This window comes from Chitinophagales bacterium, assembly GCA_019694975.1.
Classification (GTDB): domain Bacteria; phylum Bacteroidota; class Bacteroidia; order Chitinophagales; family UBA10324; genus JACCZZ01.
The window spans coordinates 445,882-466,301 of record JAIBAY010000002.1 but is presented as its reverse complement, the minus strand read 5'-3'; the positions used below and the strand labels follow the sequence as shown (position 1 = coordinate 466,301).

The 20,420-nt window shown below is 45.1% G+C and carries 15 protein-coding genes; 5 read left to right on the top strand and 10 right to left on the bottom strand.

Annotated features, from left to right (window positions below; all coding sequences use genetic code 11):
* Window positions 1-222: 222 nt before the first annotated feature.
* From K1X61_05080 to recF, 6 genes are all read right to left on the bottom strand, one after another.
* Window positions 223-2,754 (bottom strand): CehA/McbA family metallohydrolase, encoded by a 2,532-nt coding sequence (locus K1X61_05080; GenBank protein ID MBX7108003.1) that lies wholly within the window; start codon window positions 2,752-2,754, stop codon window positions 223-225.
* 116 nt (window positions 2,755-2,870) lie between these two features.
* Window positions 2,871-4,307, bottom strand: coding sequence for an amidohydrolase (locus tag K1X61_05075; GenBank protein ID MBX7108002.1), 1,437 nt, complete (start codon window positions 4,305-4,307; stop codon window positions 2,871-2,873).
* A 391-nt stretch (window positions 4,308-4,698) separates the two neighbouring features.
* The gene (locus tag K1X61_05070) at window positions 4,699-5,559 is read right to left on the bottom strand and encodes an OmpA family protein (GenBank protein ID MBX7108001.1); all 861 of its coding nucleotides are present in this window, start codon (window positions 5,557-5,559) and stop codon (window positions 4,699-4,701) included.
* 88 nt (window positions 5,560-5,647) lie between these two features.
* The gene (locus tag K1X61_05065; protein MBX7108000.1) at window positions 5,648-7,054 is read right to left on the bottom strand and encodes a hypothetical protein; all 1,407 of its coding nucleotides are present in this window, start codon (window positions 7,052-7,054) and stop codon (window positions 5,648-5,650) included.
* A gap of 62 nt (window positions 7,055-7,116) precedes the next feature.
* Window positions 7,117-8,553 (bottom strand): pyruvate kinase, encoded by a 1,437-nt coding sequence (gene pyk / locus K1X61_05060; protein MBX7107999.1) that lies wholly within the window; start codon window positions 8,551-8,553, stop codon window positions 7,117-7,119.
* A gap of 74 nt (window positions 8,554-8,627) precedes the next feature.
* Window positions 8,628-9,716, bottom strand: coding sequence for a DNA replication and repair protein RecF (recF, locus tag K1X61_05055; GenBank protein MBX7107998.1), 1,089 nt, complete (start codon window positions 9,714-9,716; stop codon window positions 8,628-8,630).
* Window positions 9,717-9,936: 220 nt separating this feature from the next.
* On the opposite strand from recF, the gene pdhA reads away from it, so the two are divergent.
* The 3 genes from pdhA (at window position 9,937) to K1X61_05040 (ending at window position 12,712) form a co-directional block, all read left to right on the top strand.
* Window positions 9,937-10,881: a pyruvate dehydrogenase (acetyl-transferring) E1 component subunit alpha gene (pdhA, locus tag K1X61_05050; GenBank protein ID MBX7107997.1), complete on the top strand. Its 945-nt coding sequence runs from the start codon at window positions 9,937-9,939 to the stop codon at window positions 10,879-10,881.
* Between the two features lie 67 nt (window positions 10,882-10,948).
* Window positions 10,949-11,626 (top strand): tetratricopeptide repeat protein, encoded by a 678-nt coding sequence (locus tag K1X61_05045; protein ID MBX7107996.1) that lies wholly within the window; start codon window positions 10,949-10,951, stop codon window positions 11,624-11,626.
* Window positions 11,627-11,701: 75 nt separating this feature from the next.
* The gene (locus K1X61_05040; protein ID MBX7107995.1) at window positions 11,702-12,712 is read left to right on the top strand and encodes a DUF3179 domain-containing protein; all 1,011 of its coding nucleotides are present in this window, start codon (window positions 11,702-11,704) and stop codon (window positions 12,710-12,712) included.
* A 476-nt stretch (window positions 12,713-13,188) separates the two neighbouring features.
* Here K1X61_05040 and K1X61_05035 read toward each other — a convergent pair whose 3' ends face one another.
* The 3 genes from K1X61_05035 to K1X61_05025 form a co-directional block, all read right to left on the bottom strand.
* The gene (locus K1X61_05035; protein MBX7107994.1) at window positions 13,189-14,883 is read right to left on the bottom strand and encodes a putative transporter; all 1,695 of its coding nucleotides are present in this window, start codon (window positions 14,881-14,883) and stop codon (window positions 13,189-13,191) included.
* 169 nt (window positions 14,884-15,052) lie between these two features.
* Window positions 15,053-15,595, bottom strand: coding sequence for a DinB family protein (locus tag K1X61_05030; GenBank protein ID MBX7107993.1), 543 nt, complete (start codon window positions 15,593-15,595; stop codon window positions 15,053-15,055).
* Between the two features lie 114 nt (window positions 15,596-15,709).
* Window positions 15,710-16,273, bottom strand: a complete 564-nt coding sequence (locus K1X61_05025) for a DUF4287 domain-containing protein (GenBank protein MBX7107992.1) — start codon at window positions 16,271-16,273, stop codon at window positions 15,710-15,712.
* A gap of 155 nt (window positions 16,274-16,428) precedes the next feature.
* On the opposite strand from K1X61_05025, the gene K1X61_05020 reads away from it, so the two are divergent.
* The gene (locus K1X61_05020; GenBank protein MBX7107991.1) at window positions 16,429-17,562 is read left to right on the top strand and encodes a DUF3298 and DUF4163 domain-containing protein; all 1,134 of its coding nucleotides are present in this window, start codon (window positions 16,429-16,431) and stop codon (window positions 17,560-17,562) included.
* A 37-nt stretch (window positions 17,563-17,599) separates the two neighbouring features.
* Here the strand turns inward: K1X61_05020 and K1X61_05015 are convergent, their stop codons facing one another.
* A complete protein-coding gene (locus K1X61_05015; GenBank protein ID MBX7107990.1) occupies window positions 17,600-18,244 on the bottom strand; it encodes a hypothetical protein in 645 nt (214 codons plus the stop codon).
* Window positions 18,245-18,690: 446 nt separating this feature from the next.
* Here K1X61_05015 and K1X61_05010 point away from each other — a divergent pair, with 446 nt between their 5' ends.
* Window positions 18,691-20,283, top strand: a complete 1,593-nt coding sequence (locus tag K1X61_05010; GenBank protein ID MBX7107989.1) for a T9SS type A sorting domain-containing protein — start codon at window positions 18,691-18,693, stop codon at window positions 20,281-20,283.
* The last annotated feature ends 137 nt before the right edge of the window (window positions 20,284-20,420 follow it).

Below are 20,420 nucleotides of genomic sequence, written 5' to 3'. Positions count from 1 at the left end.
TGTCGCGATTGATAGGTATCAGGGTCTCTTCCATTCATCGACAGCTGCCGAAGTAAATCCGGCATGATCGCTTCGATTGCATCTTTTGAGATAGTTTCTTGTACCAAATCAATTTCAGCTGCTTCATTCATCGGTGCACTGACAGGCTTATTCGTAATCATCAATCAACTCTATCCTCTCAAAGATTGATATCAGTTTTCTTACGTTGCCGGTTAGGTTTCTTTAACGAATGGTGGAATGCTCCACGCAGTATGTATAGTACTTGCGTGCATCGCTGATATGACGGAGTACCGTCTGCCGTTCTTCCTCATTGCGATAGGCATCATGCAGCACAGTTGAATTTGCCAGTTGATCGAGCCATTTCAAAAAATATTCTCCGGATGATTTTGAGCGCAGTTGTATTCCGGGTACGGTAACATAAATGGGATTGGTGCTGGCATAAGGATAGATGTCAGACAAATCGGGGTGCGCCGTTGCACTGCCTGCCCGCAGCAGTAACCAGCCGGGCCCGTTTACTTTCAGCGTGCCGTTTAAGTCAAGTTTGGTTTTTGATCCGGTGAGCGGATAGCTTGCCACCACTTCACCGTTCCATACCACTTCCACTATATCAACCGGAACAGCACTGCGGAAAAATCCCCGGTAGGAGAGTAAGCTGCTTCCGGTGTATACTATCAGGCTGTCACCCGGCAATTTGTTTGCTGCAGAAAAGTATAGGAGCGGGCCATTGGTAACGAAACTTTTGCCATCGCGCAATTTCTGTTCAAACGTATCCTGTTCGATTGGTCCGGATGCCTGCACATACACGCGGTTCAATCCAACAGGTCCTCTTAAACTTGCGTAATTGGCCATTGCATCTGTGCCGGCTGCTGCAGGTATACGGATACCGCAATTCAGTAATTTATACCAAACCGTTTCCGATGCTTTATGATCGGAGAAGCCAAGCAGTTCATAGTAATCTACATTTCCCAGTGCGGCATCAACCGGTAGTTCATTTGTGAGTGCCGGAGACTGATCAGGAAAAATTTCTGATTGTTCGAAAGGGTGCACATAGCCGGTCAATGCATGTTGTTGCTTTGCGCGGTTTGCTATAAAAGTGTTGTCGGGGAATAGGCTGGCAACACCTGTATGCGGATAGCCGGCATAATCGGGCAGGATGAGGTGGTCATTGAGATGAAGCAAACCAAGATGACCCCAATAACTTGTATGAAATTCCTGGCCATGCAGCAACAATACATTATCATCAGAAGCTTTATCGGCGGTGGTGGAGAAGTAATCAATATCCGGAATACGCTGCTCTTTGTTTACCACCAGGTTGTATACAACCTGAAGGTCTTCCGCTGCTGCCTGCTTCACCAGCTGCTCCGGCGTGTTTCTATAATTGCCGCCATAGTTCATGTGCACATGCACATCACCACTCCACCAGTTGCCGGTGCCGGCAGGAAGCGATAGTCTTTTCAAACGGATGACAACAGTATCAAGCAGCGCTGCAACGCCTTGTAACTGCAATTTTTCTATTGCATATTTTGGACCGTGCGACACGGTAATGTTTGTCCGGTCGTCCGGAACGGCTACTTTAATCAATCCTTTATAATGGAAATAATGTGATTCGAATTTTTGTGCAGCAGGAAATCTTGCATCATCAGCTTGTATCCATGCATCCTGTGGCGAATAAAATTTACCCCGGCTGTCGGTGATGCTGATTCTCGCTGCAACCTCATTGCCATTTTCATCCAGCACTTTCATCATTAATGGTACATGGGGCCGCAGGTATTGCAGATGCGATTGAGCAACCAATTGCTGATGGCCGTCATAGACATCAAGCAGCCAGAGCGCAGTATTACCATCGCGGTTGGAGATGAAGGCAATCGTTTTGCCATCGGGTGACCATCGCGGTGAAGAGTTATCGTAAGCTCCGTAAGTAAGCTGCATTGGATAACCACCATCAGCCGGAATCATCCATAGCTGATGCCAGTTGCGGCCAAGATAGCTGCTGTAAACGATCCTCGTACCATCGGGTGAAACATCAGGCTTCATTCGCCAGGATGTTTCTTCGTGCAGTATCGTTGCAGGAGCATCACCGGTATACATATTTTTTACTGCCATGTCACCCGTACCATGAATAATTTCATGATTGGAAATGAAATAAATTTTCTTTCCATCCTTCGACCATGCAGGATTGATAGCGTGATCGTAAGCACTGTAATAATATCGTTTTACAGAACTTTTTCTGTCCGGAGTTACGCAGGTCAGCCCAATCAGCTTGTTATTTTCAATCGTAGCAGTGTATAACAGAAAATGCCCGGTTCCCGCGGTAGAGACAAATGCTATTTTTTTTCCATCGGGCGACCAGCGTGGCTCGAGGTTCACTGCTTTGTTTGCGGTTAAGCTGATAGTTGTTTTTTGTGAAAGGTCGTAGAGGAGCAGTTCTATCGAATTGCCATCGTAACGGACAAAGATGATTTGCTTTCCATCGGGTGAAAAGTCGGGTTGATAGTCATAGCCATCACCGTCTGTAAGTTGAATAGCAGTGTCACTATATAACGGTTGTTGCCAAAGACTTCCATTCATGGAAAATACCAACAACGTTCCATCCGGTGACCATGTTACCGATGAAGGACCGCTGGTTAGTTGTGGAAGATATAATTCACGGTAGTAGTAATTGTGCGGAAGATCAATCTGCGGCAAAACGGGTATGCGTTGTGCATTCGTGGTGCACCAAACCAACAGTGCAGTCAACAGCATCAGTGGTTTCATGGGAGTTATTAATGTATTATTGATCATGCATCATTACGCAAATGTGCTGAAGTTGAGTCAATGATTAATCATGTCCGGTAATGCTATGGAATATCAGCAAATGTTTTTTACAAGCATCAATTCCCAACCGGTGGCGGACCATCAGGCAATAACGGTTTCCATACTTCATCACCCTTCCTTTTCATGAATTCAGTTTTGATTTCATTGCGCAAGGTTTCATTCTCAAATAAATCAACCATTGTTAGGCCGAGTGATCTGGAAGCGAACAGCAGTCCTTTGTGGCCGATGGACATACCGCCGCATGCCACCACTACCCATGAATGCCACGGAGATTCATAAGGTGCCGTAGCAGCAAGCAGCGTAATTTCCGGAACTATCCAACTGATGTCGCCCACATCAGTTGATCCGCCGTCAGGATCAGGCCGCGTTTGTTCCAATGGTTTGATATCACCTTTCATTCCTTTAGCAGGTAATCCATATTCTTCCTGAATTTTCTTAGCAAAGGCTGTTTCTTCTTCTGTATAGGTGATGGGGCCCACCAGTTCCATATTCTTCTGTAATGCTTTTGCTCCTGTTTCATTCACCAGCAATTCATACAATCCGCTGTTGAGTTTGATATCATATTGCACGCCTGCCATAAGCGCCGCACCCTGTGCGATATTGCGGACACGCTCTTCCAAAACAGCTACACCGGTTCGTTTTGAATCGCGCATCCATATCCAGACGGATGCTTTATCGGGAATTACATTCGGGACATTGCCGGCTTCCTTATACACATAATGTATCCGTGCACTTGGTTTCATATGTTCGCGGTAGAAGTTGACACCGGTGGTAAACAGTTCAGCGGCATCTAATGCACTTCTTCCATTCCACGGATCAGCGGCTGCATGTGAACTTTTTCCGTTGAACTCAACCAGGTAGTCTGTGACAGCCTGCGAGCTTTGCATATTGGCTTTGTTTTCATAGTCAGGATGCCAGTCAAGACATATATCAAGATCGTTAAACAATCCTGCGCGTGCCATGTACACTTTGCCTGCACCGTCTTCTTCTGCAGGTGTTCCATAAAATCGGATCGTGCCTTTTAGTTTGCCTTCTGCCATCAATTCTTTGATAGCGAGTGCTGCACCTAAACTGCCGGCACCAAACATGTTATGTCCGCAGCCATGTCCTGGCGCACCTTCCATAAGTGCTTCTTTGGTAGGTTGGGCCTTTTGCGAAAGTCCTGGCAAGGCATCAAATTCCCCCATGATACCGATGATAGGTTTACCGGATCCATAAGTGGCTGTAAATGCTGTTGGGATGCCTGCAACGTCCCGTTGTACGGTGAATCCCTGTGCTGCTGCATAGTCGGCGAGCACTTTGGAAGATTGCGTTTCATGATAGGCAACTTCTGCATAGCCCCAGATCTTATCGCTCAGATCAGTCAGTTCCTGCTGATGTGCTGCAACAGAGGCAAGCACTGCAGCTTTATTGGGCGAAAGCTTTTTATTCTGACCCGGACAGTTGATCGAGAACGCAATGGCCATTGAGATTACCAGAAAAATTGATTTCATGTATCGGATTTTATGAAGATGAAAGTAGGAATTCCCATTCAACTAACACTACTGAAAAGGAAAAAAACTGGAGAGTTGAATTTTCTCTTCGCAGCTTTGTGAGTGAATAGTTTTTTAAGGCCACTTCTTACAGCGACTGGAGGCTATCTCAAAATACCCGAAGTAATCCAGTCCCGGTTGCCCGGGATCAGGATCTCTTTCATTCATTGACAGATGCGGAAATAAATTCGGCATGACCGCAATGCTTGCCTGTTTTGAGATAGCTTCAAAAAAAATGGAAATTCTGCTGCATTCTTTCAGCAACTTTAATAATAAGTCATAAAAAAACCGATGCTGCATTTTTATACGTCAGCATCGGTTTTTTAGAACCGTAAGTGTTGTATTGACGCGCTTACTTTATCAGTATGATTTCTACCCTTCGATTCATTTTCCTTCCTTCCTCTGTATTGTTGTCGGCAATAGGGTTGTCGGAACCATAGCCATCCGCAAACAGGTGATCGGGAGCAATCCCCTTACTGATGAAATACCGTTGCACACTGATGGCGCGTTTTGAAGAAAGCTCATCATTACTTTTCGCATTGCCGGTATTATCGGTGTAGCCATTGATCATCCATTTGCTGTCGGGGTGTTGCTTCATTATACCCGCTATTTCATCGAGCCTGGCATAGGATGCCTGTGTCAGTTTATCCTTGCCGGTTTCAAACTCAATACTTTTTGCGCTGCTGCTGATGAGGGAAAGATCATCCTTTGAAATGATCGTATCAATGGTAATATGTGAATTCATATCCGGCGCCTTTATCATCTGACCGGGTTCCGGTTTCAGGTAGTCGATAAAGTAAAGCCGGACCTTGCGGTTACCTTCCAGCATGAAGACCGGTGACATGGCATCCTTGATGGCAAAAGATATTTTGCCATCGGTTTCGCGGTAAAAGCTGCGGTCAAAGGTGCCGTGGGATTCCGTCATCGAACCATCTTCTCTCGGAATATAGAGCGGCGGAATAACGGTATTATTTTTCACCATGATCTGTCCGACCCTGCAAGCGGCTTTACCTTTTGCATCTACCAGCGATACGGTAACTTTCTGCATGCCATCAGGCACAGGATATGTTCCGCGTGTGCTGAACATGTAATTATAATCGTCGAAACAACTCTTGCGTGTGTTGGTGTCCTGTGCATATAGTGCAAAAGTGAGGCAAAAGCTGCAGGCAAAAGCTGCCATCAGGTTTCTGGAAGAACGTAACATTCGTTTCATGGATTGACAGATTAGGATATTACTCAAAAGTGAGAATTTTTTCTGATTAAAATGATGATTTTGAATTCTTCAGCCGCCTTGTTAACTGTCATCGGTGCGAAGATATGGTCTGCTGCTGCAGTTTTGCAACCAAGCTGATAAAGCCAGGTTCGTTTTGCAAAGAAAGCAAAGCGGGTTCATGCAATATTTTATCCGGATCTTTTAAACCCAAATCCACAGCACGGTTCAAAGAAATTAATGCATTTTTATTTTCTCCCAGCCGGGCGAAGTAGCAGGCTTCAAAGAATGGCTGATCGGCATTCATTGGATCCGCCAATTTATAAATAGCCAGCATCTTCTCCGCCGTTGACCATTGGCTTTGCGCGATGGCATTGCCTGAAATGGAATAACAGGCCAGTGAGATGAATCCGAGTAACCGTTGATACATGGCTGTCGTGGAAGGGTCGGTCATTTGCTTCATCCTTGCTATTTCATTTTTCCACCACTGGAGGTCCTTGTCCTGGAAGGCTGCGTAATAATTTTGTTTTAATCTTGATTCCGTCTGTAATGCCTGCTGCTTTTGTTGCAGTGCAGCCTGAAATGCATTATCCGCCATAAGTGCATCAAGCTGCACTTGATATCGATCTGTAGCTGTAATACCCTGCAGAAAGAATATAGCTTTATTCAACTGCATCGCTTTGCTTACAGGTTCACTTGTGGCGGCAATCTTTTTTGCTATCGCTTCACTGAACGTTTGCAGCAGGGATTCATCAAACTCTTGACTGCTTCGCATTGCTTCGAAGGAAAGCCAATAAAATGCATCCCGGAAGGCAGCCGTATCTGGCCACTCATGTTTACCATTCCATTCAATCAGCAGGTGGGAGATCGCTGTTTTTTTGATTGACTGATCGAATGCAAGCAGGTCGGTATAGTTCATGTCATTAATGCCTGCAAAGCCAAGCATGGCAAGCGGAGGTGCGGATAGCGGCAGAGGAATGGCGGCGCCTGCGTAAATTACATGTTGCACTTCAGGATGACTGTAGGTGTAGGCAAGTGCCACCTTCGCACCACCGGAGAAGCCGGCCAACGTAATGCGTTTTTCATCTGCAGCAATCCTCGTCCGCAGATCCTGCGTTAACGTTGCAGCAATGTTATTGGTCTGATCAGGAGTAAGTCCGTTCCTGGCATTGTTGGAACCAATCAGCACATAACCAAACTTCCTGGCAAGCAGATGATATTTCGAAACCGGCAACGAACCATCACCATGCGGATCAAAGAACATTAGCACCGGGAACGGCACATTGGAAGAGTAGGATGGAGGCAGATAAAGGCTGAATGATTGTGCCGGAGCTGTCTTGCAAGGAATGCTGCGGATAACGGTATCTACCGGCAGGTTTTCTTTTAGCTGAGCAACAACGACCGTTTTATTGTCTAATACGGGAGGCTGCTTAACCTGTTTTGAAGAACATGATGCGGCAATAATGAAAACGGCGAAGGTTACAGGTAAACGCAACATTTGGACAGTCCTTGACTTTTACTTACTAACAAAAAATCCAAACGCCTTAGTCTTGCAACTGCTTAATCAATCCTGCTCACCTTAATGGTATTAGTTCTGCTGCGGGTATGCAAGGGCATGCTGGCGGTATTGATGACGAGATCGCCGGTTTCAATATAACCCATATCCCGCAGTATGCCATTCACATCATGAATGGTCTCATCGGTAGTGGCGAATTTGTTATAGTAGAAGCATTTGACTCCCCATAAAAGATTCAAAGTATTCAGCAGTTGTTTATTATCAGTGAAGATAAATACAGGCGCCTTGGGCCGGAAGCTGGTGAGCTGAAATGCGGTGTAGCCGGAATGTGTCATGCTTACGATAGCTTTGGCATTCAGCACATCACATATCAGGCAGGCCTGGTGGCATATTTCATCCGACAAAAAAGTTTTTGAGTGGCGGTTAACAAGCTTGCGCTTATTATATACTTCTGCTTCCTTTTCAGCAAAACGTACAATCTTATCCATGATCTTCACGACCTGCACCGGAAAAGCACCGGTTGAAGTTTCGGCACTCAGCATTACAGCATCAGCACCATCAAGCACGGCATTGGTCACATCATTGGTTTCCGCTCGCGTTGGTGTCGGGCTCGAGATCATACTCTCCATCATCTGCGTGGCGATGATCACGGGTTTTGCAGACTGGATACAGGCTTTTACGATCTTCTTCTGGAGAATAGGTACCTGCTCGAGTTCCATTTCCACACCAAGGTCCCCGCGGGCTACCATGATGCCGTCTGATGCAGCGATGATTTCGTCGATATTGGTGATGGCTTCCGGCTTTTCAATTTTGGCAATCACCTTTGCACGGGAACGTGCTTCATGCAGCAGTGTCTTCACCTGGTGAATGTCATCGGCTGTTCGTACAAAAGAAAGGGCGATCCATTCAACTTTATTCTTTATAGAAAAGGCAAGATCAGCTTTATCTTTTTCTGAGAGTGCCGGAACAGAAAGTGTACTGTTCGGAAAATTAACGCCCTTCTTTGAGCTGAGTTTCCCGCCATGAATGATCATGGCTTCCAGCGTATCATTGTTGTCACTGCTAAGAATTTCCAGTGTCAGTTTACCATCATCAAGCAGAATCCGTTCGCCCGGTTTCACGTCCTGTGCCAGTTGCGGATATTTGATATAAAGCTTTTCTGCAGTGCTGAGTGTTTCGGTGGATGTCAGCAATATTTTTTTGCCGTTTTCCAACATCACTTCATTATTTTCCACCATACCGACCCTTAGCTTGGGGCCTTGCAGATCACCTAACAGGCAGATGTTGCTGTTAAATTCTGCATTGTACCGTCGCACCGCATCCAGTGTATGCTGATGATCATCATGCGTGCTGTGAGAAAAGTTCATGCGCACCACATCGAGCCCACCTTCTATCATGGCGCAGATGGTTTCATAATTTCTTGAAGCCGGGCCAATGGTGGCGATGATCTTTGTTCGTGTTCTTGAAGTATCCTTATCCATAGTTATAATGCGGCAAATATAGAGAACAGAAAGAAATGCGGTTTGCTACCGGCATCAGCAAACAAAAATATGCTTTATCCGCTTTCTGTCACTTGCCCGTCTTCAATATGGAAATACTTATAGTCCTTGTCATTTTCAGGCATCAGGTTGTGCAATCTTTCGGCTTCGGTGTCTGTGATAAAAACCTGCCCGAAAAATCCGGCAGCTATCAGGTTAAGGATTTTCCCAGCCCTAAAGCTATCAAGTTTATCAAACAGGTCATCGAGCAACAGGATGGGCGTTTTACCTATTTCGGATCTTATCAATTCCCATTGCGCGAGTTTCAGCGATATCAGGAACGTTTTCTTTTGTCCCTGTGAACCGAATTTTTTTACGGGTTGACCTGAAAGAAAAAAATCTAATTCGTCGCGGTGAATGCCTTCCGTTGTTCTTTCCAGTTGCCGGTCTTTCTCGATGGAATTGCGTAAGGCAGGCAGCAGATCGCCCTTTTGAAAAACAGACTGGTATTCCACCTGTATGTTTTCCTTTTCGCCGCAGACAAGGGCATGATACTTTTTCACCGGCGGTATAAACTGTTGCAGATAGCGTGTACGGGATGCATAAATTTTCCGGCCGATGCCGGAAAGTTGTATGTTCAGCGTATCCAGCAAGGCAGCATCAAATGATCTGCGGATGGCAAATGTTTTCAATGCTGCATTCCGTTGTTGCAACACTTTATTATAGGCAACGAGATTATCGAGGTAAGGGTGATCAATCTGCGAGATGGTATTGTCGATGAAGCGCCGTCGTTCATCACTTCCTTCATCAATCAGCGAATGATCATCCGGAGCAATCATCACTACGGGAATAGTTCCGACATGTTCTGTCAGCCGCTGATAGGCAATGCCGTTTTTTGCAACTTCTTTCCGGCCACCTGAATAGGTGCAGCTCACGTCCATTTCTGTGGCGTCCTGTTTGAATTTACCCTGCATTCTGAAGAAGGATTCCGGCGCCCTGATGGATTGCATATCACTTGCATGAAAATAACTCTTGCCGAGACACAGGTAATGAATGCTGTCGAGAAGATTGGTTTTTCCCGCCCCATTGCGGCCGGCAAAATGATTCAGGGAAGGGCTGAATTGTAAGCTGGCTGATCTGTAATTCTTAAACTGGGTGAGTGACAATGTTTTAAGATACACAGGCCGGAGAAAATCGCTTCGTTCTAATTGACTTTTTTAATTATTTTCGCACCCTTATTCGTTAAAATTGGCGAAAGCAAAAATAGCAAAAGAAACCAATGGTACGGCTGCTGAAACGGCAGGCGGACTCAAGGAAGGTGTGGTAAGTCTGGACTCCGTCAACGGAAAATTCTCCGGGGAAACCTACCTTTCCTGGTATGAGCTCATGCTGCGTATCCGCCGTTTTGAAGAAAGATCAGGTCAGCTGTATGGCATGCAGAAGATACGCGGATTTTGCCATCTCTATATCGGGCAGGAGGCCGTTGCTGCCGGCACTATTTCAGCGCTGCAGACCGACGATGCCATCATTACCGCTTACCGTGATCATGGATTAGCCCTTGCAAAGGGTATTTCGTCCAATGAATGCATGGCTGAATTGTATGGCAAAGCCACCGGATGTACGAAGGGAAAAGGAGGGTCGATGCATTTCTTTTCCAAAGAAAAAAAATTCTTTGGCGGACATGGTATTGTTGGTGCACAGATTCCGCTTGGTGCAGGCATCGCGTTTTCAGAAAAATACCTCGGTACACAGAATGTCTGTGCCTGTTTTTTCGGCGATGGCGCCGCAAGACAGGGGGCGCTGCATGAAACTTTTAATATGGCTATGCTGTGGAAGTTACCGGTGATCTTTATCTGTGAGAATAATGAATACGCGATGGGAACTTCCGTGGAACGGTCCAGCAATGTTTCTGATATCAGCAAGCTGGCACTTGGTTATGATATGCCATCCATGCAGGTTGATGGGATGCGATGCGAATCGGTGCATGATGCCGTGGCCGCTGCTGCCGCAAGAGGCAGGCGTGGTGAAGGCCCGACCTTCCTGGAGATTAAGACATACCGCTATAAAGGCCATTCGATGAGTGACCCTGCGAAATACCGTTCGAAGGAAGAAGTGGAGGAATACAAGCAAAAGGATCCGCTGGAGACGACACTGGCTACAATTATGAAATATAATTATGCGACAGCGGAGCAGATCGCCGACCTCCATGAAAGAATACTGGCAGAGATCGACGATTGCGTAAAATTTGCGGAAGAGTCTCCATACCCTGATCCGTCAGAGATATACAGTGATAACTATATGGAAGCTGACTATCCTTTCCTTAAAGATTAAGACAGGCAATGAACAGTGCCTTAGAGCATACAAACCAAAAATCATCAATCAAGCATAACAATCAGCAATGGCAGAAGAAATAAAAGAACAAAATCTGAAACTGGAAGACCGGTTAAATAATTTTGAACATTGGGTAAATCAAAATAAGAACCTGCTGACCTACGTTGCCGGCGGTTTGTTTGCCATCGTAGCTGCTTATCTCGGCTTCACCAAATTATACCTCGACCCTAAAAGCACAGAAGCGACGAATCAGATGTTTATGGCTGAAAAATACTTTGGCCAGGATTCATTGGAGCGGGCGTTAAACGGTGATGGAAATTATCCTGGTTTCACACAGATCATGGAGGATTACAAATGGACGCCGGCAGCTAACCTGGCGCATTATTATGCCGGTGTTATCTATCTGAAACAAGGTAAGTTTGAAGACGCAATTGAACATCTCAAGGATTATAGCGGTAAAGATAAAATGGTAAGCAGTATGTCACTCGGTGCATTGGGAGACGCCTATTCAGAGCTTGGCAAGATGGATGAGGCCGTTGATTACTATAAAAAGGCTGCCTATAATTTTGAGAATGAACTCACGACACCGATGTTTTTGAAAAAGGCGGGTATGTTGCTGGAGAGTCAGCAGAAAACTGCGGAGGCAAAGAAAATTTACGAGGAGATCAAGGCAAAATACCCTAACACGGCGGAAGGCAGGGATATGGATAAATATATTGCAAGAGCTGGCGGAGCCAAATCATAGCCGGATCACTTATTTATAGTAATAATCCAACGGCTTTGAAAGTATTATGATTTCATCCGTGTCAAGCATTCAGCATTGCAGAAGTTAATAGCAGCATCTTTATTCCTTCCGTTTATTGGTATCACCTTTATTCTGTCTTGTTCGCCGTCGCAGCAAGATGGCAGGCAGGTTACAACAGATACCGCCATTAAAGCAACAGATTCCGCATTACTGAAGGAATATGACTTCAGCGGCCTCCGGACGGACTTTTCCAAACATTCAGTTCCGCTTGATTCCATCCATGACGGCGGAGTTTCTAAAAATGGTATTCCGGCCATTGATTTTCCTGAGTTTATAAGTGTGGAGGCAGCCAGGGGTTTTCTGACAGAACCGGATTATGGCATTTTGCTGCATAGCAAATCGGAAACACGGTTTTATCCGTTTAATATTTTGAACTGGCATGAGGTTGTAAATGATGTACTGGATACCTTACCGGTTGCGATTACATTTTGCCCGCTTTGCGGATCAGCTATTGTTTATGAGCGGCTGTTAGACGGAGACACCCTGCAGTTTGGTGTCAGCGGGAGGTTATATGAATCAAACCTGCTCATGTTTGACGATAAGAGCGAAAGCCTCTGGTCGCAGGCTATGGGAGAAGCAGTGGCAGGCAAATACACCGGAATGAAGCTGAAGCTTTTGAACACTGAAGTGGTTTCATTTGAAGAAGTGGTTGAGGACTATCCTTCCGCAAAGATCCTCAGCCCTAAGACAGGATACGACCGCAATTACATGCAGAATCCTTATGGCGATTATATGACCTCGGAAGAACTCTATTTTCCCGTTAGCCATAGCAGCAAACTCTTTCCCGCCAAACAAATGATGTATGTTGTTTCAACCGGTAGTGGTTCTATTGCTTTTGACTGGCTTTCTTTGTTGAAAAAAGGAAATGCAACCGTTAAATCGCCGGAAGGAATTGTTTCCGTTTTGGTGAAAAAAAATATTCCTTATGCCACGATAAACGGACAGCCGCAACCGGGATACTTTTCTTTTTGGTTTAGCTGGTTTACACATTATGGCAAGGAAGGCCTGGTCTGGCCAGATAAATAGGACATCTTAAGATGTCTTTACTTCCAATTCTAACAAAGTGATTAGATAAATCCTGACGGCAGTTCTGCTTATCAGGGGTACATCTTCCATAAAAAATTGTGGAATGAAGGTTCAGGATGGAGCTACAGCAATATGACCTTATAGTAGCATTAGAATGCTGATGTTGTCTTGTTTATGAAATCTATACTCTATTGTTGCTGTATGAGGGCTTTGAGAAGAATCAGCCTGCTTCAGCGAGGTGGAGAACCATTATCAACTTAAAAGTGTCAACTGCCTATTTGTGAAGAATGCCTTTTAATCGGTTGGAAGCTGCTGATCTAAAAAGGAATTCAATCAGCAAAAAATCAGACGTTAATAAGGACGCCTTTGACTCAAATGTTTTGCATTACAACATGCCGGATCGACCTCAGAAAATTGTATTCAACGACCACCTGGTCAAATATCATATTGCTTATGATCCGTGAATTTAAACGTGCTCATACGGCAAAGTACAAGATCAGCAATTGCGCGATAAGGATACGCATGATGGTCGCCAAAGGATAGACAGTAGCATAAGCTTGTGTGGGCAAATCAGATTTGAAGTAGGAAGTACTGAATGCCAATGCTGCAGGATCAGTATAGGTGCCGGCAATCAGTCCCAGCAAGGGCAGGTAGTTCATCCTGAAAAACAGCCTGGCAACAATGACCATCAGCGACAGGGGAATCACGGTAATGCATCCGCCATACAATACCCACATCCATCCATTGTAAGTGATAAATGTCTGGTAAAATGATTCGCCTGCATGCAGACCGACGGCAGCAAAGAAAAGGCAGATGCCGAAATCTTTCATAAAGAGCATCGCGCTTTGATTCAGGTAGGAATGTATGGTAGCAATGCCGCCGAAGCGGCTGATTACGAGCGCTACGAGAAGCGGTCCTGCTGCCATACCAAGTTTGACAGGAGCAACAAGTCCGGGCAATAAAATTGGAATAGAACCAATGGTAACACCGAGTATGATGCCCAGAAAGATGGAAAGGAGTTGTGGTTCCTGTAATCGTTTTTCGGAATTGCCTACGAGCCTTGCAATTTTTTCCATCGAATGCTGATCTGCCACCACCCTGATCTTGTCGCCATAATGCAATACAAGGCTTGGTGATGCCAGCAGCTCGAGACCGGCGCGGTAAACGCGGGTGATGCGCGCACCAAACTGATCTTCAAAGTTGAGTTGTTCAATGGATTTCTGTACAGCGCTGTTGCTCGTGACAAACAAGCTTATGGTAGCAGTCTTTTCCTGCGACTCTATAAAACGGTCGGAAGAGACATATCCCAGCAAGCCGGCTGCTTTGTTAACGTCATCCGGCATTCCAACGAGCATCAGTACATCGCGTTCCAAAAGGAGATTGCTTTCCGCAGCAGTTTCCACAATCGTTGAACCACTGTGTTTCTGTCTGGTAACGATGATGTTCATTCCGGCTTTTTCCAAAAAATTACCAATGGTATGACCGATATATTCCGGGTTGGTAACCCTGCATTTTACTACAGCCGGTGAAGGATATTTTTGGCGGATGCCATTTTCGAATTCTTTAGTTTCCGATGTTACATCAATACGAAAAATGGTTTTACCGGCCAGCATCACCAGAATTACACCCAACACGCCAAATGGATAAGTAACTGCATATGCATTGGCGGGGTCATTGAAGATCATCCCTTTGTTTTTGGCAGCAACATCAGACAAGGCGGCTTTGGCTGCGCCCAGGCCCGGTGTATTGGTAACCGCACCGGACATAATGCCAACAAGGTTATCCATGCCTGCTGTGGTGATTTTGTAAAGTAGAATTGTAATGATGGCACCACCTGCAATTGTACCGATGGCCATTGCATTAAACAGCATGCCGTCTTTTCTGAAAGATGAAAAGAAGGAGGGCCCTACCTGCATGCCTACGGCATACACAAACAGAATCAAACCGGCATCACGCAGGAAATCCATTGTTGTCGCATCCATCCTGTAACCGAGGTGACCCATGACAATACCTGAAAATAAAACACCTGCAATGCCGAGTGAAACTTTCTTGATTCTCAGTTTGCCGAGTGCAATGCCGGATGCGATAACCAATGCCATCAGTAAAATGGATGCGGCAATGCCGGGCTGATCAGCAGGTTTGATTAATGAGAGAAGCCAGTCAGGAAGCATACGGAACGGCTTGTAAAATGCGGGCAGCAAAAGAAAATGACACAGGTAATGCATTCTGTGAGGAAGTAAATATCTTTTGCTTTTTTGAAATAGGGTAGGATTTCATTACTCGTGAAAAACAAAAGGCGCTGTTGCAAAAATCACTGATCCTGAAAATTGTGTGAATAGCTTATACAGCCGGCGGAGCCACGTAAGATTTCTCAATATAACGTTCCACGATAATCCGCATGTGATGAATTTCATGTCCTGCGAGGATGAACAGGAGTGCCCTTACGGAGATTTGCTTTCCGTTAGCTATGCCTGACCGATTCAGCATCTCTTTATTCATGTTGGAGAAGAGTTCAATCGTATGTTTCCGCATTGCATCATATTCCCGCAAGATCGACCTGAGTTTGCGCCCGTTAGCATTGCTGTTGGGAGTCCAGGCATTTTCATCGAATCCGGGCAGTTCGGTAGCATCGTTTCTGGAAAAACGCAAGGCCCGGTAGCAGAATACTCTTTCTGCATCCATGATGTGCAGCAGAATCTCCTTGATGGTCCATTTGCCTTCTGCGTAACGGTATTGCAAATCCTTACGGCCAAGGCGCAGCAACTTGCGGCGCAACTTCTTATGGTTATTTTTCAGATCAGTCAGTGGATTATTGCCGGCTTTGGCAATATATCTTTCATAGTATTCCGGGTAATCGCTTTTTTCCGGTCGTTTATTGCGCATATATTAAGAAGGGTTTAATGGTACATTGTTTAATATTAATTGTGCCCGTTTATCAAAGCGTGATTATTATTCTGTAATTCATCGGATCAATCCGTTGGCTGCCGTCAAGTTTGTTCAGCATTTATCATAGGCTGCTTTTAAGACCTGCATCACACTATCGGAGAGATCGCTTGTATCATTGAGCAGCAGCTTGTGTGTAATTCTTTCGCTGCCCAGGTTTTTGGTAATACTGAACTCTTTGTTTTTGGTTGCTTTCACGGCAGCTGCCGGCACGCCAATCACTAATCCGTCTTTGGTAGTTTTAATGATGGCGAATTGTAACCGGTGAGTAAGTGAGAGGTAGGTTTTGTTGATCGCTATTTTGTGATCGCCCCATTTTTTGAGAGCAGCGGTGATCTTATCATAAATCGGTTTCTGGTAATCTTTATCGCCGCTGAAATGCAATTGCATCAGGTATTCTCCATCATAATCCGCAAGGCCTTCATACATCATTTTCGTGATTGTACTGGCTTGCCCGGTTCCCAAGAGGTGTTTTGTTTTCAGCCATTTCGTTTTTTCTTTCCTGTCTTTGATGCCGGATTTCTTCACCAGTTCCATCCATTGCTCCAGTGTTTTGCCCGTGTTCCGCTGCAGGTTACGGATGATCGCTGCATGCATTTCCGCTGGTGATTTCGGCATTTTTATTTTTTAAGGTTGAAGTACTGAAAAAACGGGGAGTTGAATTTAGAAGTTAAATTGTGAATCAGCAACGTATTGCCATAAAAATCTTGTTGCTGCGGAATCAATTCAATTGCGTTGCAGTGTATTATTTTTGGTCCGGAAACAATTTGCCAATGAAAAAACTGCTTATCATTTTTCTGCTGTATTCGTCTGTAATTCAGGCACAGGAAATAAACGGTACCTATAGGCGCTATGAAGGAATCATAGGTAAGAAAGCTGGCGTTGTAGTTGATTTGCATTTTGCCGATACTGTTGTAACAGGACATTATTATTACAGCAGTGCAGGAAAGGAATTGCTGCTCAACGGTTCATTGAAACGGGGTGTTCTGGTGCTGAAGGAGTCGGAAGCTAATGCAGTCACCGGTTTGTTTAATGGAACTGTTGCAGCAGATTTTACTCAAATCGATGGAACCTGGACGGATGCTGCAAGGTCGAAGACTTTACCTTTTACGCTTGCATCCTTTCTGCCCGAAGGGAGTGTAAACGTAAAGTCACTGACGAAGACCTTCAAGTATATCTGGCGCTCTAATAGCAAAGGTCAGACGCTGGGTTGTAAAGGAACATATACCTATTGCTACCTGCCCGAGTCATCAGTGAATCCTGTTGCAAGGGCCATCAATGAGTCGTTGCTGAGCTTTGAACTGGAAGGCGATGAGACTCCTGCGGAGGTGAGGGATCTTGCAGAGGAATCAATGGAGGATGAATTTGATTCTTTCAGTGAATCATACGAGGAAGCATTTCCGGATTCTGTTGCGGCTGAGAACAGGCAATTCATGGATGAATCACCTTACATCTATAATTGGGAATACCAGCAGGCCTATGATGTTGTCTATAACGAGCATTACCTGATGTCGGTCAGGGTAACCGGTTATACATACACCGGTGGTGCTCATGGAAATACTGTTTACAGTTACATGGTTTTGGATCTTAAAACCGGAGAGACACTCACATTGGATGATCTCTTCCTCAAATCGTCAAAAAGGGAACTGGCTGCTATCGCAGAAAAGCAACTGAGGATAAACCGGAACATAGATGAATCTGCATCGTTAAAAGATAACGGATTGCTGATAAACAAGCTGGATCTGAATGAAGCATTTTACATTGATCACGGTGGCATCGGATTTACTTATAGTCCGTATGAAATCGCCCCATACGCTGACGGCCCGATCAATATTTATCTCCAATGGGAACAGGTAAAGTCATTGATTAACCCGGACGGACCCATTGCCTGGGCCATCAGCCAGTAAACAGGCGTACCACTCAAAACGACTGTTTCGATATTGCTTATTTACCGAGTGCGAAAGTAAGTCCGCCACCTAATCCAAACTGGTAGATGGAAGAGTAACTGCTTACGCCTGCACCCACACCACCCGTACCAAAATACAGACCTCCGCCCATGGATTGCACCGCCGACAACAGTTGAATCTGCAATTTAATGGCTACTTTCTCTGATGCCCATATATTGGCACCGCCGCGAATGCCCCATGCAAATTTTGTGGGTGTAGTGTTTCCGTTTGTATCCGGATTGGTGATGCTGGCAACAAGCATTCCTGCCATCAGCCCGCCAAATCCTTCTACCATACCGCCCGGTTTCTGTATATATCGAACGCCGCCCAGCATAATATAGTTAAGGCCTAAATCAAGATCACTATAAACAATTTTGCCATTGTAGTATTCGGTAGGTGCGTGGGTGTCTTCACGGTAGTAAAGCAGTTCTACGCCGTAAGCTGGTTTTGCCATAAATTCCAAACCACCGCCCCATTGGTAACCACCCTGTATCTGCCCGTCGTAATAATTATATTGATCATAATATGAATCAAACCGGTCTTCAAAAACATAGGCGCTGTAAAGATTCAGCCTGATATTCTGTGAATTGGCGAATCCGCCAAGAAGTATCAGTAACAGCAGGGTAGAAACAATTTTTTTCATAAGGATTGTTTTTGTTTACGAATGACGCCACAATGATAATTATTCCTGAGCTATATTTTGCAATTGGCTTACCTGTTTATTCTGTTCGTTCGGTGTGCCTCACTGGTTGCACTAACATGAAACATTGAGAATTCTTATTTGGAGCCAGGCAAATGGACTTATTTACAACATGCATCATCAAATGAATCTACAGTATCGCTTTTTACCTGCTCAGCATGAATAATCATACGCTCAGGTGCATTTGGCATGTGACCGCTGAGCCATGCCGTAATTTTGTTCCCGCTGTCTGCAGGATAATGTTCAATAACTAACAGTAAGACAGTGTCCGTTATCTCCACCGCAGAAAGCAATCGTCGAAGGTTCGTCAATCTGTGAAATGCCGGTATCGCGAAACCGGATCTCTGTTGCCTACCTGAGACCTTTCATGTTCTTCTAAAACCTATCAAATGAAAAGCTTTACAAAGATTCTTTCAACGGTGGTATTACTGCTGTTGATCATTGTTCCGGCATTTGCGCAACCCGAGTTGGATTTGTCGTTTGCAGGAACAGGTTATAAAACCACAAAGCTTGCGCCTTCCAGGGATGATGTTGCCCGCTCTGTGCTGATTCAGCCAAACGGTAAAATCCTGACGGGAGGTAACAGCTTCAATTCAATCGGTTATTCCAATATCGGCATAGTCAGGCTTAAACCGAATGGAGGGTACGACAACAATTTTGGAACGGGAGGCATTGCTACGATCACCGGTGGTTTTTTCTGTGATATGGCACTACAGTCGTCCGGAAAAATTATTGTGGCCGGCAGCGGTGTGGGCCCCACAAACGTGAACAATTATATAGTGTACCGTCTCAATAAAAACGGGTCATCTGATACAAGTTTTGGTGATAAAGGTAATGTTGAAGTGAATATTGCTGGCAGCGGCATGATTTGCTTTGATGTTGCCATTCAGCCGGATGATAAAATTGTTTTGGCAGGATACCAGGGAGGTTCCGGCGGCTATGGGAATATGCTGATCGTGAGATTAACCAAAGGCGGTAAACTTGACAATACGTTTGGCAATAATGGTATGTACACTTTGTATCTCTCCGGCAAACATTCTGAATGCAGGCAGCTTGCTATTCAACCGGACGGAAAAATAGTAGCGGCAGGTTATATTGATACATTGGTGCAAACTGCTTTTTTCAGATATGATTTTGCTGCAGTGAGGTTAAACGCTAATGGTACGCCAGACAATACGTTTGGCACGAATGGAATTGTACGCGCTGATAAAGGCACTACGGATATAGCGGAATCAGTCGGGTTGCTTAGTGACGGCCGGATTGTTTTAGGGGGAATGTCGAACTACTTTGGAAATACGCAGGTGGCTGCACTTTGCCTGCAGCCAAATGGTGCCATAGACCAGTCATTCGGAAGCGGCGGCTGGAAGTTTATGAACTTCTACGGAGGCACGGCCTATTGCGAAGCTTTGGCGATAGAGCCGGATAATGATATTGTACTGGCAGGCCCGGCATATATCCCGACATCAACGGGTACCTTATATGGTGTCGGTCTTTCAAAACTGAATGATCAGGGGATCCCTGATAACGCATTCGGTTCCGGTGGGATGGACACATCGCTGGTAACCAATAGCTATATAGGAACCAATGATGTTGCACTGCAGACAGATGGAAAAATAGTAGTGGGTGGATATTGGAATATAAACGGCGGTAAAAGTTCTTTTTTCACGGCAAGATTCAGCAACTCAGCATTATTGAAGGAAATCGTAAAGAATGAGATTAAACCAACGGTTTCAATTTTCCCGAATCCGGTTACAGGCAGTTCTTTCATGATTAACTACCGGTTAACAAAGCCAACTGACGTATTGCTCACTGTTTTCGACCTCCATGGCCGGGTTATCTACAGTTGCAATTATGGCATGACAAACACAGGCAGTTATAATCAGATGGTAACGCTGCCGGGAAACATTGCGGCAGGGGCATTTTTTGTGCGGCTGACACTGAGCGATGTTGTGTCAACGAACAAAATTCAGATCGTAAAATAAAAATGATACCGTTGTCCTGCATACTCAGTGAGTGATTTTTGGGTATTGCATTCGGGCGAATTGCTGCCGTGCGCGGATACTCTTGTTACCGTTCATGTTTTAAAAACACAAACCGCCTGTTAGATCCATGTTAAAAC